Annotated in this window: 12 protein-coding genes; all 12 read left to right on the top strand. The window is 67.7% G+C overall.

Features of this window, described 5'->3' with window-relative positions; genetic code table 11:
- The first annotated feature begins 14 nt into the window (after window positions 1-14).
- Complete coding sequence (locus tag AB0L57_RS30035; RefSeq protein WP_364969302.1) at window positions 15-1,511, top strand: PPE family protein; 1,497 nt, start codon at window positions 15-17, stop codon at window positions 1,509-1,511.
- Window positions 1,512-1,535: 24 nt separating this feature from the next.
- Window positions 1,536-1,937 carry a hypothetical protein gene (locus tag AB0L57_RS30030; RefSeq protein ID WP_364969300.1) on the top strand — a complete coding sequence of 134 codons (402 nt, stop codon included), beginning with the start codon at window positions 1,536-1,538 and terminating at the stop codon, window positions 1,935-1,937.
- Window positions 1,938-1,970: 33 nt separating this feature from the next.
- Window positions 1,971-2,276 (top strand): hypothetical protein, encoded by a 306-nt coding sequence (locus AB0L57_RS30025; protein WP_364969297.1) that lies wholly within the window; start codon window positions 1,971-1,973, stop codon window positions 2,274-2,276.
- 68 nt (window positions 2,277-2,344) lie between these two features.
- Window positions 2,345-3,190 (top strand): ESX secretion-associated protein EspG, encoded by an 846-nt coding sequence (locus AB0L57_RS30020; RefSeq protein WP_364969294.1) that lies wholly within the window; start codon window positions 2,345-2,347, stop codon window positions 3,188-3,190.
- A gap of 335 nt (window positions 3,191-3,525) precedes the next feature.
- Window positions 3,526-5,004, top strand: a complete 1,479-nt coding sequence (locus AB0L57_RS30015; RefSeq protein ID WP_364969292.1) for a MinD/ParA family protein — start codon at window positions 3,526-3,528, stop codon at window positions 5,002-5,004.
- Window positions 5,001-6,515: a type VII secretion integral membrane protein EccD gene (gene eccD, locus AB0L57_RS30010; RefSeq protein ID WP_364969289.1), complete on the top strand. Its 1,515-nt coding sequence runs from the start codon at window positions 5,001-5,003 to the stop codon at window positions 6,513-6,515. The genes AB0L57_RS30015 and eccD overlap by 4 nt, the downstream gene beginning before the upstream one ends.
- Entirely contained in the window at window positions 6,515-7,873 is a 1,359-nt protein-coding gene (gene mycP, locus AB0L57_RS30005) for a type VII secretion-associated serine protease mycosin (RefSeq protein WP_364969287.1), read from the top strand. Before eccD ends, mycP begins: the two co-directional genes overlap by 1 nt.
- Window positions 7,874-7,917: 44 nt before the next feature.
- Window positions 7,918-9,579, top strand: coding sequence for a type VII secretion protein EccE (eccE, locus tag AB0L57_RS30000; RefSeq protein WP_364969284.1), 1,662 nt, complete (start codon window positions 7,918-7,920; stop codon window positions 9,577-9,579).
- 27 nt (window positions 9,580-9,606) lie between these two features.
- Window positions 9,607-9,945, top strand: a complete 339-nt coding sequence (locus AB0L57_RS29995) for a helix-turn-helix transcriptional regulator (RefSeq protein ID WP_364969282.1) — start codon at window positions 9,607-9,609, stop codon at window positions 9,943-9,945.
- Window positions 9,946-10,019: 74 nt separating this feature from the next.
- Window positions 10,020-11,054 carry a discoidin domain-containing protein gene (locus tag AB0L57_RS29990; protein WP_364969280.1) on the top strand — a complete coding sequence of 345 codons (1,035 nt, stop codon included), beginning with the start codon at window positions 10,020-10,022 and terminating at the stop codon, window positions 11,052-11,054.
- The gene (locus AB0L57_RS29985) at window positions 11,051-11,821 is read left to right on the top strand and encodes a hypothetical protein (protein WP_364969278.1); all 771 of its coding nucleotides are present in this window, start codon (window positions 11,051-11,053) and stop codon (window positions 11,819-11,821) included. The genes AB0L57_RS29990 and AB0L57_RS29985 overlap by 4 nt, the downstream gene beginning before the upstream one ends.
- A 120-nt stretch (window positions 11,822-11,941) precedes the next feature.
- Window positions 11,942-14,445: NAD-glutamate dehydrogenase domain-containing protein (locus AB0L57_RS29980; protein WP_364969275.1), on the top strand; the 2,504-nt coding region annotated here is incomplete at its 3' end.

Here is a 14,445-nt window from a genome sequence, read left to right as displayed (position 1 = left end):
AGGGAGATGTCGCGATGGACGCAGTGACCGGCGCGGCCGCCGGTGCGAATGCGCTCGGTGCGGCCGGCCGCACCGCCTCCGACGCCGCTGCCAGTGCGCAGGTGGCGAATCAGCTCGCCAATCTGACGCATGCCGCCACCGGCGCCATGCAATCGCTCGAGTTCGCCGCCATGCCGCCGGAAATCTTGTCGGCGATGCTGAGCTGGGGGCCCGGTCCGGGCCCGATGTTCGCTGCCGGGACGGCATATCAGGCGGTGGCGGCCGGATTGCTCAGTGCCGCCACTGAACTCGCTGCCGCCAATACGACAATGGGTCTCGGCTGGCAGAGCGAGGCGGGACGCCGGGCACTCCAGGCGTTCACCAACCATGCCCTGTGGTATCAGGAGCAGGCCGCCATCGCCGAGGTGACGGCCGGGCTGGCCTTCGGTGCCGCGGCGGCCAATGCCGCCGCGCGTATATCGATGCCGCCATTGCCCCTGATCCTCGCCAACCGTCAGGCCGCGGTCGCTCTGGCGGCGTCGAGCAGTCTCGGCACCGCGCCGCTGCTGCTGGCCAACGAAGTGGCGTATCAGGTGATGCGGATCCAGGCCGCTGTCACGATGAACGTCTATCAGACGACATCGGTGGGTCTCATCGAGGCATTGCCGCCACCGTTGGTGGCGCCACCCATTGCCGGGAACGGAGGTGGACCGGACCTCGGGACCGGTTCGCATTTCGATCTTCCCGGCGGTGGTGGCCTCGATTCGTCCGGGCCGGGCGGTGGCCCGAGTGGGCCGGGCGGCGGCCCGGGTGGTGGGCCCGGTGGTGGTCCGGGAGGTGGGCCGCATGGCGGTGGCACCGATCCCACGGGTGGGAACGCGGTCACTCCGGACAATCCTGCCCAGACCGATCCCACACAGCTGACACCGCAGGGATCGGAGGCCGAGCAGGCGGTCTCCCAGGTGAACGACGCCATGTCGTCGATGACCGACCCGCTGTCGGACTCCGGTGGTGGCGGCGACTATCTGACCGAAGAGCAACACGGCTTCTACGGCGCCTCACCGTATTCGACCACCCTCGCGGGACTCGGTGGTGGTATCGGCAGCAGCGTGGCGTTCTCGATGGCCCGCGGCGGACTGGGCGCCATGCCCGGCACCGCTACCGGTTTCCGGATGCCGGGCAACTGGAATTCTCTGGGAGCCAAGGCATTCGGTGCGCTACCGGCCGAACCGGCCGGCGGGCCGGTGCCGCCGCGCAGGGCGCCGCGCGGTGCCGTCGCGCCGAAGGCTCGGATGCGGCGTCGTCGTGACGACGAGAAGAACGAGTCGAAAGTCTTCGTTCCCGGTGAACATGAAGATGTTCCCGTACTCGAGAAGCCTCCGGTGGTCGGCGTCATCGAATACGACGACACTGATCTGACGATCGATTCGGTACCCGAATTGGTTCCGGTGCTCGGTGTCATCGAACGTTTCGACGACGAAACCGATTCCGTGCTCACGGATGTCCCCGGTATTCACCGGGGCCACGAATAAGCCCGTTGTGAAAGGAAATGCGAAATGCCATCACAGAATCCGTTGAAGGGTGATGAGGCGGATGTCAAACATGCCGCCATCCGGACAGCGCAATACATCGGCGAACTGGAGGCACACCTCCGGTTGCTCGATGGTACGAAGAACAATCTGGCAACGACCATCGCCACCAAGGCGACGGGTGCAGAAGTCCAGCGGCAGATGGCTGACGCGCATGCCGAGGGAATGAAGCTCAGGCAGTTCCTGGAGAACATCGAAAGGCAGCTGACCGCTCGCGCCGGCAAGATCACGGAAGACGATCTGCGGGGGTTGTCATCGGTGGCCAAGTCCTATGTCCACGACGGTATGAACGTGGGCGACGGGCAGTCCTTCGCCGGTGCGACGGCCGAAGGCGCCGTGCCTACCCCGTCCGTGAATGTCAACTTCTGAGAACCCATTCGGACAGATATCGAGGAGTGAGAAATGTTCGTAGATTTCGAGAACACCAATATTCATGTTCAGAAGCTGCAAGCGATCATCGGTGAAATGGAGACCAACGCCGCGAATATCAGCAAGCTGCCGGCAGAGATTGCACCCGCTTTCGGCGGTGCGACCGCCGAGGCACACGTCGAGATCACGAGGATGCTCAACTCCAAGTTGGGTGTGTACACGGCGAAGCTTGCGGCGCTGAAGTCGGCGACCGGCACGGTGGCCGGCAGCGGTGGTGATTTCCAGACCTCCGACCAGGTGAGTGCGAAGGGCTTCGACGCCGGGTCGATCTTCGCCTGACGGATCAGCGGTGTCCTCGTCCGTCGTTTGCACGACCGTCGAGGCGGCGAGGAGCACTGCACGACACCATGTTTGACGAAGGAGAAGACCAGGATCCGGTCGCGATCGAGATCAACGTCGATGCCGCCCTGCTGCTACAGCACATGGTCGGCATCGACTCATATCCGCCGGTACTGGCATTGCTGCCCAACATCTTCCGGATCGATGACCGGGAACGTGTCCGTGCCGTCGTCGCCGAACAGCTGGCCGAGGCCGGTGCGGTGATCGACGGGCGGGTACACCCGGCCATCGAGGGTTGGCTGCGATGCTTGTACCGGCCGGATGTGGAACTCGCCGCCCGGATAGTGACCACCGGCCGGGACGGTGAACCGAAGGGAATGTTGCGGTTGTCGCTGGTTCGCTCGGGTGAGCAGCATGTCCTCGCGCTGCGCTCCGACGATCATGTCGTCATCCAGTCGGTCTTCGGTGCCGACTCGCGAACGGACACACTGACCGCGGCACTGGCCGCGGCGCTGGGGCCTGCCCAGGCGCTGCGATTCGAGCCGTTCGCGGCCTGGACCGAGCAGTTCGACGAGCTGCCCACCGGGCAGGACGAGCGTCGGCGTGCGCTGGTCGAACTCGGCGCCGAGCCCCGTACCGCGGGGTTGCTGGGCCGGGTGCTGGACGAGATCGTCCGGCGTGCGGAGATCGTGATGATCGAGCACCGTGACGGCGCGACGACACAGCCAGAGGCGTGCGTGAGTGTGCTCGACACAATGTCGGGCCGAATCATCGTGACTCCGAGTATGGCGCTGGACGGTGGAATTCGGGCGACCTGTGCGCCCGGTGACGACACGGCGCTACGCGCCGGTGTCGCGGCACTGGTCGACCTATTACCCAGCCGCAACTGGTTCGAAACCAGTCGGGTCGATTGATAGTGTCCGCCGGGCGTTTTCGAGAGGATGAGGATATGAACCGAGCACCGAGCACCAATGGGCATTCGGCCGATGCGGCACGGACTCGGGGTGGTTATGACGCCTTCTTCTCCCCGGTGCCCGACCAGCAGGGCGCCGGGCCATCCGGCGGATCGGCATACCCGGGGGAGAGTGCGAACTCGTCCACGGCATCCTCGGACGCTTGGTCCGGAAGCAACACCGCGACACCGGGATTCGCAGCGCCGAACGAGCCGGTGGCCGGCGGATCGCCACAGCGGTCCGCGCCGCCCTCCGGTGCGTCGACGGCTTCCTCGGCTCAACACGATGTCGCTCGTATGCCTGCGGCTCCGGCCGCGCCGAGCGCGTCGGCGGCCGGACCGGGGCAGCCGCAGAGCGACCCCTCCGCCGGATCGGCCGCGGCCGCCGCCGCGCACTCCGGTGCACCGCAGACAACGTCGGCGCAGCCCGCTGTGCCCGCACCGGGTCCGTACCGGCCCGCCGGTGCCCAGGCCGGACCGCAGCAGTCGGTGAACCGCCCGCCGGCCGCCGCACCGGCGCCCCAAGGCGGTGCTCAGCAGCCGAGTACACAACAGACCGGCGCCGACTCCGCCGCGCCGACTTCGCCCGGCGGGGCTTCGGCGGCCACCGCACCCACGACGGGCGCGGCCGAAACCCCCACCGGCACCTGGCAATCCGCCGCGCCGCAGACCTCATGGCAGGGGGCGTCCGCCTACCCGTCCACACCCGCGACCTATTCCGCCGCAACGGGGGCCACCGCCGATCCGAATGCCACACGGGTACCCGACCGGGTGGAGCGCGCGGTCCAGAGTGGGGCGGATCGCATCGAGATCCTGCCCGCCGCCCTGACTTCCGCGGAACTGCTGGCCGATATCGCCGCCGCGCACCGGGCTCAGTTGAAGTCCACCAGCGGAATGCGCGGCGCCCTCAACAAGGTCGGTTTCAGCCTGGGCCTCTCACCCGCCGAACAGCGTAAACAGGATCGGCGCGGTCGGATCCGGACCCAGTTGAACACCCCGTACCAGATCGCCGTGATCAGTGTGAAGGGCGGTGTCGGCCGCACCACGGTGACCGCGGCGCTCGGCTCCACCTTCGCGCGGCTGCGCCCGGACCGGGTGGTCGCCATCGACGCCAATCCCGATTTCGGGGATCTGCCCACCCGTACGCGGTCGCATCCCTACGGTCTGACACTGCGAGATCTGGTGCGCGCGCCCAATCTCGAGGCATTTTCCGCGGTGCACTCGTTCACCTCCATCAACGACGCCGACCTGGCCGTCATCGCCTCGCCGTGGAGTACCGAGGCGGTGGAGGCGTTGTCGGGGCGCGAATACGCCACCGCGGTCGACATCCTGCGCCGTCACTACAACCTGATGCTCGTGGATTGCGGAACGGGTGTACTTGATTCGGCGACCGGGAGCGTATTGAGCAACAGTGACGCGGTGCTGGTCGTCACTCCGGCGACCGTCGGTGGGGTCAAGGGCGCGGTCGCGACCTTGAATTGGCTGAATTCCCATGGGATGCAACATTTGATATCGAAATCGATCGTCTCGATCGTGCACCATCATCCGGTGAAACCGACGGTCGAGGTCGACCAGATCGAGAAGCTGTTCGCCACCGCCCAGCGGCCGACCTTCGAGCTGCCCTACGACGCGCATCTGGCCGAGGGCGGCGAGATAGACCTGCGCCTGCTCGACGACGACACCGGCCTGGCCCTGGAAGAGCTGGCCGCCGCCCTGGCCGACAGTTTCCCCGGCTCGCCGATGACCTCCGGCGGCGATCGTGGAGCGTGGCTATGACAACGGCGTACGCCTCGGCGCAGCCCTCGGCCGAGGTCGCCCGGGCCCGGATCGCGGTCATGGTCGCGACCTATCAGGTCGATGTGGTGGTACCGACCAAATTCACCATCGAGACCTTCATCGACGATCTGCTGGGCGTCCTGGCCCGCGCGATCGACGACGAGGCCGTGGATTTCGCCCCGCCCAGCGGGCAGTGGAGCCTGGCCCGTCCTGGTGAACCGCCGATTCCGCGCTGGCGCAGCCTGGCCGACCACGATGTGGTCGACGGCGCGGTTCTCATGCTGACCGCCGTGGAATCGCCCGAGATGTTCACTCCCGTCGTGGAGGACATCACCGACGCCCTGGCGATGATCAACGAGCGAGAGTTCGCCGAATTCGATCGGCCCACGGTCGCGCTGGTGGGTGTCAGTGCGCTCGGGCTCGGCGCGCTCGCCGCGGCGGGCATGCTGGCCCGGTCGTGGACCGAGACCGGCTCGGTGTGGTGGTGCGGAGTGCCCGCGCTGCTGCTCGGCGCGGCCTATTGGGGTGCGGCGCTGGTCGCGCGCGGGCGCCGGGTGGCACAGGGCATCTGTCTGGGGCTGGCGTTATCGGCCATCCCGCTGCTGTTCGCCGGTGGGGCGATGCTGGTGCCACCCGCCTACGGTGAGCCGGGTGCCTTCGCGGCCGCCAACATCGCCGCGGGCTCCGTGGTCGCCGCCGTGGCCGCCGCGACCATGATGCGGGTCACCCGATTCGGCATCGCCACGCTGATGTCGGTGACCGTGCTGGGGCTGGTACTCACCGCGGCCGCCGTTCCGGCCACCTATATCGACCTCGAGCTGCGGCAGGTCGCCGCCGGTGTGGTGTTCGCCGCGCTCATCCTGCTGACCGCGGCGCCTCGGCTGGCCGTGGTCGTCGCCCGCATCCGCCCGCCGGACCTGCCCGATCCGGGCAGCGAGGTGTCGGCATCGACACTCACCGACATCTTCGACGCCGAAGCCGCACGTGAGGGCGACCCCGAGCGTGAGGAAGAGGCCGAACGCGACCGCAAACAGGCGCGCTCGGGGATCGAGGCGCGCGCCCGGCTGGCAGTGACGAGTCTGCGCGGGCTGATGGCCGCGATCGCGGTCCTGCTGTCGGTGGCGACGATCATCGCGGCGTCGGCGAGCCCCGGCGGCATCCGCGAGATCGTGATGGCGGTGGCGGTGGCGGGTCTGCTGGCACTGCGCTCACGCTGGTATCCGGACCGGGTACAGGCGATCGCACTGGTCGCGGCGGCGGCCGTCACGGTCGCCGGTGTCGGTTTCATCGAGGTCAACGCCTACCAGACGCCGTTCGCGCGGCTCGTGGTCGTGATCGTGGTGGTGGCCCTCGCGGTACTGGCCTGTGTCGCCGCGCTGCGATTGCCGGGCAAGCGCCTGTCGCCGGTGACCCGCCGTGTCATCGACCTGGCCGAATACGCGCTGATCGTGGTGGTTCCGGTGCTCGCGTTCTGGATCATGGGCGTCTACACCGCCATGCGAGAGATCTGATGCGTCCGGTCCGAGTCGCGAGTGTGGCTCTGGTCGCCGCACTGGTCCTGCTGGGAGCGGCGCCGGCCCTTGCCGTGGATCCGCCGGAGGTGGTGGTCGGTGTCGAGCCGCCCGACGGTCCGCCCGGTCCGGAGGCGCCGACGAAACAGGACAAGGGATGTCTGGCCGCCGGTGTGCTGCCGAACAGCGACGTGAAACAGACCCCGCCACCGGAACAGGCACTCGAGCTCGACCGCGCCCGGGCACTGAGCCGGGGTGCCGGCGTGACGGTGGCGATCATCGATACCGGCGTCGGTCCCGGCGCGCGGCTACCCAATCTGACCGGCGGCGGAGATTATGTGGCCGCCGGTGGTGACGGTCTGTCGGACTGCGACGCACACGGCAGTCTGGTCGCCGGAATCATCGGCGCGGCGCCCGATCCCGCCGACGGGTTCAGCGGGGTGGCGCCCGGTGCCCGCCTGGTGTCGATTCGCTATCGCTCGGGCGCGTTCAGCCTGGAGCAGTCGCCGGCGAACAACCCCAACGCCGACATGGAACGAGAGCTACGGACGATGGCCCGCGCCATCGTCCACGCGGCCAACCTCGGTGCCGGGGTGATCTCGATATCGCTGCCGGTCTGTGTGCCGGCGGATGCGAAGATCGACCAGTCGATGCTCTCGGCGGCCATCGGATTCGCCGTGCATGTGCGGGGCGCGCTCATCGTGTCCGGCGCCGGCAACACCGGTACCTCGGGATGTCAGCAGAACCCGCCGATCGATCCCAGCCGTCCCCGTGACTCCCGTAACTGGGGTTCGGTCAAGACCATCTCCTCACCCGGCTGGTTCGGGCCCGATGTGCTGACCGCCGGTTTCACCACGGCGACCGGTGCGGCGATGGCGGATTCCCTTGCCGGCCCATGGGTTTCGGTTGCGGCACCCGGTACCGGCATCGAATCGCTGGGCCCCGGTGGCGGCGGCCTGATCAATGGTGTCGGCGCGCCGGACAAGCTGGTCCCCGTCGGTGGCGCGTCGTTCGCGGCGGCCTATGTCACCGGGGTCGCGGCGCTGTTGCGTTCGCGCTATCCCAACGAGACGCCGCGGGAGATCGCCGCGCGGCTGCAGGCCAGTGCCCACGCACCGGCCCGGGGCATCGACAATGCCGTGGGCGCCGGGATGATCGACCCGCTGGCCGCGTTGAGCCTGCGCACCGCACCACAACCGCCGACCGGCCTGTTCCGTTCGGCCGAGCTCGACGTGCCGCCGCCGGCCCGGGCGGCCGACCGCCGTCCCGCGATCGTCGCCGGGATCATCATCCTCGTCGCGATCGTGGCGGGTGTCGCAGTGAGTTACGCCGGGAATGCGATCGGGAGACGCCGGTGAGCGCTCCGAATTTTCGAATCGGCAGTCTGGAAGGTGGGCCGATCGTGACGGCCTCGGTCGCTGCCAGCTTCGTCCTGGTCGGTTTGTGGTCTCATGCGCCACTGTGGGTCGGTTCGCTGGTGGTCGTGGCGATGGCAACGGCGGTCATCGTGCGCGTCAACGGCCGCACCGGGGTGCGCTGGCTGCTGGATTGGTGCGTGTATCGCACCGGGATGACCGCGCGGGCTCAGGACCGCAGCCGATACCGCGACATCCACGATGTGGAGGTCGCCGCGGGTATCTGTGGTGTGCACACGGACGATTCCACCCTGGTTGCCATGATCCAGTTGGCCCCCAACCTGGACCTGCCCACCGTGATCGGGGAGAAGACCCTCTACACCGAAGATGTCGTGCCGATCGACGCCCTGGCCCGGATGCTCGACCAGTACGGCGTGCACGTCGACATCGATATCGTGACCACCGGTCAGCGAGTGCGCCCGGCCAGCAGCTACAGCATGCTCTACGACCAGCTGATCGGCACCCATCCGGTGGTGGGTGAGCGGATGACCTGGTTGGTGGTCCGGCTGGACCAGGAGCGCAATCTGGCCACCTTGTCGCGGCGCGGCCCCTGCGAGGTCACCGGGCCGAAAGCGCTTGCCACCGCGGCTCATCGGATCGCCTCCCGACTGCGGGAGCAGGGCTTCTCGGCGCATGCGCTGCCCGCGGACGCGCTGCGCGAGGCCACCCGGCTGCTGCACGCCGGTGTGGAGCTGACCGATCTGCGGGAGCGCTGGGGGCAGATGGAATCGCCGTCCTCGGGACGTTGCGTCACCAGTTTCGCCATCGACTGGACGCGCCTGGCCGGCGCCGGCCTCGACGATTGCTGGAGCTGGAATCGGGGACGCACGACGCTGGTGGTCAGTCTCGCCGGCGGTGCGCTCGGACCACGCGGGCTGGTTCGCTATGTCGGGCCACCGGTGACCTCCGCCCCCGCGGACTATCTCCGGCGTCTCGGCGGGCGGCAGTCCACCGCGTTGATGGCCACATTGCCCACCCGGACCTCGGTGTCGGAATTGCCGCGCGATGACACCGGCAACGATCTCGCGACGGCGGAAATGCTCGCGGAGCTGCCCATCACCATCGGCCCGAACGGCCAGATCCTGGGTGCCATCAGCGGTCAGCCGCAGCACGCACTGGCCCTGCCATTGTTCGACCCGGCCCACTACAATCCACGTCGGCGCACCATCGATGTCCACGCGGACCTGCCGGTGGCGCAGCAGATCGTGCTGCGGGCGATGGTGGTCGGCGCGGATGTGGAGGTGCACTCCGCTCGTCCGCAGCGCTGGTCGCAGCTGGTATCTGCGGTCGGTGACCCGTCGTCGCTGCGGCTGGCGGGTGAATCGGTGGCCACCGAGTCGGCCGCCGCTCCGGCGGCGGCCACGATCGCGGTATTCGACCAGATGACGCCGCGAGCCTCCACGGCCCACACCACCGTGACGATCAGTGATCCGGGTACCTCGCGGCGCAAGTCGGTGGATCTCGCGATCAACCAGGTCACCGCGACCTCGGTGGATGTCAGCATTCCGATGCGGACGGTGCGGGTCGATCTCATCGAACCGCGGGGTGAGACCCGCTATTACGACAATCCGGCGCCGCAGGTGCCGACAACGACAGGCGATGGACCGGTGATCGCGGCCCCGCGGCTCGGAGGTCCTGGTGCCGGCTGACGAATCGGGACGGTAATGTTCATCAACGTGGTAGCGGACTCACAGGCCGATGGTGACATCCAACCTCCGGAAGGTGAGGGTGCGCTGACCCCCAGGCAGAGCGCAGCGGCGATATTTTCGCGCCGGCTGTCGGAGTTGATCGCCGAATCCATGGTGTCGACCGAAGACGGTGCGACCCGGTCGCTGACGCTGTACTCATTGGCGCAGCATCTGGAGCTGGCCTATCCCGATGTGCCGGTCTCGCAGTCGGGCCTGTACCGGCTGGTGCACGGTGAGGCGATTCCCCGGCTCGATCTGATCATCGCCCTGGCCCGGGTATTCGACGTGCCACCGGAGTATTTCGTGACCGACGATCGGCAGGGTTGATCGCCGGAAAGTGTTCTCCCCAGCGGGAATAGCGCCGTCCGGGCGTCGGCGGGAATCCCGATAACATCCGGGATATGCCCGAGGACCAGGGAGATGTCTTCCTTCGCCATCGCGGCGCGGTCCTGGACGCCCTGCTTTCCGACCCGTCCTTCGGACCGCCCGAAGTCGAGCCGACCAGCGGCCCGGCGACGTCTGCGTCGTCGTCGTCCGTGGATTCCGTTGCCGCACTACCGGATCCGGACTCCGTACCGTCTGCGCGACGGGTCGATTCGGGTCCCAAGGCGAGCGACCGGATCATGGCGCTGCTCAGCGGTGAGTCCGCTGCGAGCCCGGCGCAGATGGACTTCGCCTCCGATTTCTCCGAGCGCTCGAGCCGGCTCGGCGCTTCCTCGGGGGCCGGAGAACAGTCCGCCCCGGGCGAATCCGGTCCTCGCGAGCAGGCCGCGAAACCCGCACCGGGTGAGCGAGCCGACCTCCCGCAGCAGATCCTGACCCAGGTACGCAAGCCGAAGGTGGCCCTCACGATCGCCGGGGTGCTGGCGGTCGTGCTCGTACTGGTGCTCATCACCACCAGCGGCAAAGACGAGAAGACCCAGCCGCTGGCCGTGGTGACACCGGTCTCGGCCGCACCCGCCCCGCCGTCGAAGAGCGAGGCCCCGGAAGCCTCCAGTTCCGTCATCAAACCCAAATCCGCGCAGGCCAAGTGCTCTGCCGGTAGTACGGATGCGATGAATGCCTTTTCCGGTGAACCGGGTAAGGCATGGTCGTGTGTCCGTTCGTTCAAGATCGACGGACAGGTCATGACGATCGATCTGGGCAAGAGCTATCAGGTGGATTCGATCGGTATCGTCCCCGGTTTCGACAGCGTGGGCAGCGACGGATCCGATCAGTGGAGCAAATTCCGCACGGTGAGCCGGGTGTCCTACGAGTTCAACGATCCGACTCAGAAGAAGTACACCCAGCAGACTCTCGACCAGCGCAGCCTCGTGGTCACCAAGATCGATCCAGCGGTCAACGCGTCGAAGGTCACCCTGACGGTTCAGCAGTCCGAGGGTGACAGGTCGGTCAATGCCACCGCCATCTCCTCGATTGTGATCACGGGACATTGAGCATTTCCGAATCGATCTGCCGGTACTGCAATCATCGCAACGGTGATTCCGAATCCCGTTGCGCGCATTGCGGTGCGCCGTTGCCGGCCGTGGGACACGGTGTGGGGCATGCCTTGCTCTCGGACGCGGAGGAGCTCGCCGGGCGGGCGGGCCGGCTGGTGACCGGGTCCGCGCATGCGGCGGAAAAGGTGGAAGCCGAGATCGGCAAGGCCGGCGAGGGTGTGCGCAAGGTCGCCGGGGAGGCCGAGAAAGGTTTCGCCGCACTGACTTTGCCGGTGCTCGGCTGGAAGGGCGTGTTCGTCGTGATCGCCGGCCTGCTGGTGCTGGTCGTCGTCGTCATCCGGTCCTGCTCGATCGACATGCCGTCGCCGATCGGCGAGTTGGCGCCGGTCGGGCAGTTGACGCCGGTCGAGTCCCTTCCCGATCAGATCCGGACGGTGTCCTCCTGCAGTCGGGCCGGCACCGGTGATGTGGACAATTGCGTGATCGCCGCCGAGCAGCCGTTGCTGGCCGGCGCAATCACCGGCGGCCGGGCGCTGACCTTCACCGTGCGTGAGGACCCACCGGCCGATCTGACGGCGGTGGTGAGTGGGTGGCGCGCGGCGGGCGGTACGGTCGTCGCGGACGGCGCGGTGTTCATCGGCGTCGGCCCGTCGGCAACCGTCCGGTATGCCGACACCCGGACCGGGCTGCGCATCGAGACCGCGGCCTTCGCCAATCGTGCGGGCGCACAGACGTTTTTGTACCGCTCGGGTTTGGTTCGCTGAGAAACCGGGTAGATCAGCTCGATCCTTGTTACACTCTTTAATGTGCCGTTATTTAACGGTACATTGAACAAAGTTCGCACTGGACGCGGACGGGTACCGAGCGCGGGAAGGCACGGGTCGATGGTGGCAACTACCCAGCAGACGATTTCATGGAAGCGATTCCGTGATGATCCGACGGATCTGGAGGCGGTGTATTTCCGCTGGATCCAGCCCGGAGCCGCGGCCCCCACGATCACCGGCCGTGCCGAGCAGATCTTCCGCCACCATCTGGAACTGGCCGCGGGCCGGCGGCCCGGAACCGCGCTGACCCGGCTCTATCGGGTGGGGGACGGCAGTGATCTGGGGCCGGCCCTGCAGATCGTCAACGACGATATGCCGCTGCTGGTCGACTCGCTGACCGCCGCGCTGCAGCGGCTGGGCGCGACCGTCACCGAGGTGGTCCACCCGGTCTTCGATGTGCTGCGCGACCGCCGTGGGCGACTGCGCGCCATCGCCCCCAGTGAGGGTTTCGATGCGGCGCAGGCGAATCCGGACAGTCGTGGAGAGGCCAGCGGCAACGTCGTCACCGAATCGTGGATCCATGTCCAGTTGGGTGCCGGTGACAGTGACGCGGTGTTGGACCGGATCGAGCGGGCGCTGCCACCCCTGCTCGCCGAACTCCGCCAGGTCGCCCACGACACCGAGGCGATGACCCGCACCATGGCATCGCTGGCCGCGCGCCTGGATGTGGTGCCGCAACCCTCGGCGGCCGAGGCGTCCGACTGCGCGCAGCTGCTGCGCTGGCTGACCTCCGGGCACTTCAACCTGCTCGGTTACGGTTACTACCGGGTTCACCCCGCCGCCGATGGGCCGGAGCCGCAACAGGTTTCGGGTACCGCGCTGGGCGTGCTGCGCAGTGGAACCGGTGTGGACGTGGGTGCGGTGGCCACCGGCCCGGACCAGATCCTGCGACTGTCCAACGGATCGCTGGATTCGCTGCTGCCCGGCTCGCCGGACGTGTATGTCGTCAGCGTCGCCGATTACGGCGCCGAGACCACCCCGTCGGTCGTTGGGACGGTGGTGGGCGAGCACGTGTTCGTGGGTACCTTCACCGTCAGCGGACTACACGAGAACATCCTCGACATCCCGGTGATCTCGCGCCGCGTACACCAGGTCATCGAATGGGCAGGGCTGGCGCTCAATTCGTTCTCCGGGCAGGCGCTGCTGGAGATGCTGCAGACCTTCCCGCGGGTCGAACTGTTCTCCACCGATGCGCGCCGGCTGTTCGAAACCGTCTCGGCCGTCATGAATCTCGGCCTGCGCCGCCAGATCCGGCTGTTCCTGCGCCGCGACGTCGGCAGCAACGCGGTCTACTGTCTGGTGTATCTGCCGCGCGACCGCTACTCGACCGAGGTGCGCACCCGGATGTACGACATCCTGCGCCGGGAGTTCGATGCCGAGCAGATCGCCTATTCGGCCCGGGTCACCGAATCCGAGCTCGCGGTCGTGTATTTCACGGTGCATCGCGGTGCCGATGCCGAACCGGCGGATATCACCGAAACCAATCGCGAGCGGGTTCAGGATCTGCTGTTCGCCACCACGCGCAGCTGGGCCGACCGGCTGGTCACCGCGGCGGCCGGCGCCGTCGAACTCGAACCCACCGTCGTCGCGGACTACGCCGCCGCCTTCCCCGCTTCCTACCGGCAGGAGTACGAGCCGGAGCGGGCGCTGGACGATCTGCGCCGCCTGCATGGCCTCTCCGATGGCGGAATCGACACCGATCTGTACCGGGTGCCGGGCGCACCGGCGGGGGAGTGGCGATTCGCGCTGTACGTGGCCGGGGCCGAGGTCTCGTTGAGCCGGGTGCTGCCGGTGCTGCACAGCCTCGGGGTGGAAGTGCTGGAAGAGCAGCCCTACCGGCTGGAATTGCCGGATTCGAATACCCGCTGGATCTACGATTTCGGGCTGCGGGTCGCGGCGAACACGATTCGCGGTGCGGGCGAGTCGGATCCCGCGGCCGATCTCGATCAGCCGACCACACTGGATTCGCTGCCTTCCACCAGTATTCGGCGTCGACTGCCGGAAGCGGTGTCGGCCATGTGGTTCGGGGACTGCGAGGTCGACGGGCTCAACGAACTGGTGCTGCGGGCCGGGTTGCACTGGCGGCAGATCGCCATGCTGCGCGCCTACGCGAAGTATCTGCAGCAGGCCGGGTTCGCCTATACCTTCGCCAACATCACCCGCGTGCTGCTGACGCACCCGAGCACGGCGCGGGCGTTCACCGAGTTGTTCGACGCCTATTTCGATCCCGAAGATCTGGGCCCGGTCGCCACCGCCCGCGCGGCCGGTATCTCCGCGCGGCTGCAGGATGAGATCGATGCCGTGGTCAGCCTCGACACCGATCGCATTCTGCGTGCGATTCTGGGCCTGATCACCGCGACCCTGCGCACCAACTACTTCCGCCGGGACGCGGACGGGAATCCGCTCGGCCGGCTGTCGTTCAAGTTCGATCCGCATGCGATCGCCGAATTGCCGCGGCCGCGTCCGCGATTCGAGATTTTCGTGTATTCGCCGCGGGTGGAGGGTGTGCATCTGCGGTTCGGTGCGGTGGCGCGTGGTGGTTTGCGGTGGTCGGATCGGCTGGA

It is taken from the genome of Nocardia sp. NPDC052254, from assembly GCF_040679495.1.
Taxonomy (GTDB): Bacteria; Actinomycetota; Actinomycetes; order Mycobacteriales; family Mycobacteriaceae; genus Nocardia.
Note: the sequence above shows the minus strand (reverse complement) of the source record. Positions and strands in the feature narration are given on the sequence as shown.

Excerpts from the sequence above, each read along its gene's own strand:
- AB0L57_RS30035 (WP_364969302.1), top strand. The coding sequence starts at position 15 with ATGGACGCAGTGACCGGCGCGGCCGCCGGTGCGAATGCGCTCGGTGCG.
- AB0L57_RS29990 (WP_364969280.1), top strand. The coding sequence starts at position 10,020 with ATGCCCGAGGACCAGGGAGATGTCTTCCTTCGCCATCGCGGCGCGGTC.
- AB0L57_RS30030 (WP_364969300.1), top strand. The coding sequence starts at position 1,536 with ATGCCATCACAGAATCCGTTGAAGGGTGATGAGGCGGATGTCAAACAT.
- AB0L57_RS30020 (WP_364969294.1), top strand. The coding sequence starts at position 2,345 with ATGTTTGACGAAGGAGAAGACCAGGATCCGGTCGCGATCGAGATCAAC.
- AB0L57_RS30025 (WP_364969297.1), top strand. The coding sequence starts at position 1,971 with ATGTTCGTAGATTTCGAGAACACCAATATTCATGTTCAGAAGCTGCAA.
- eccD (WP_364969289.1), top strand. The coding sequence starts at position 5,001 with ATGACAACGGCGTACGCCTCGGCGCAGCCCTCGGCCGAGGTCGCCCGG.
- AB0L57_RS30015 (WP_364969292.1), top strand. The coding sequence starts at position 3,526 with ATGCCTGCGGCTCCGGCCGCGCCGAGCGCGTCGGCGGCCGGACCGGGG.
- mycP (WP_364969287.1), top strand. The coding sequence starts at position 6,515 with ATGCGTCCGGTCCGAGTCGCGAGTGTGGCTCTGGTCGCCGCACTGGTC.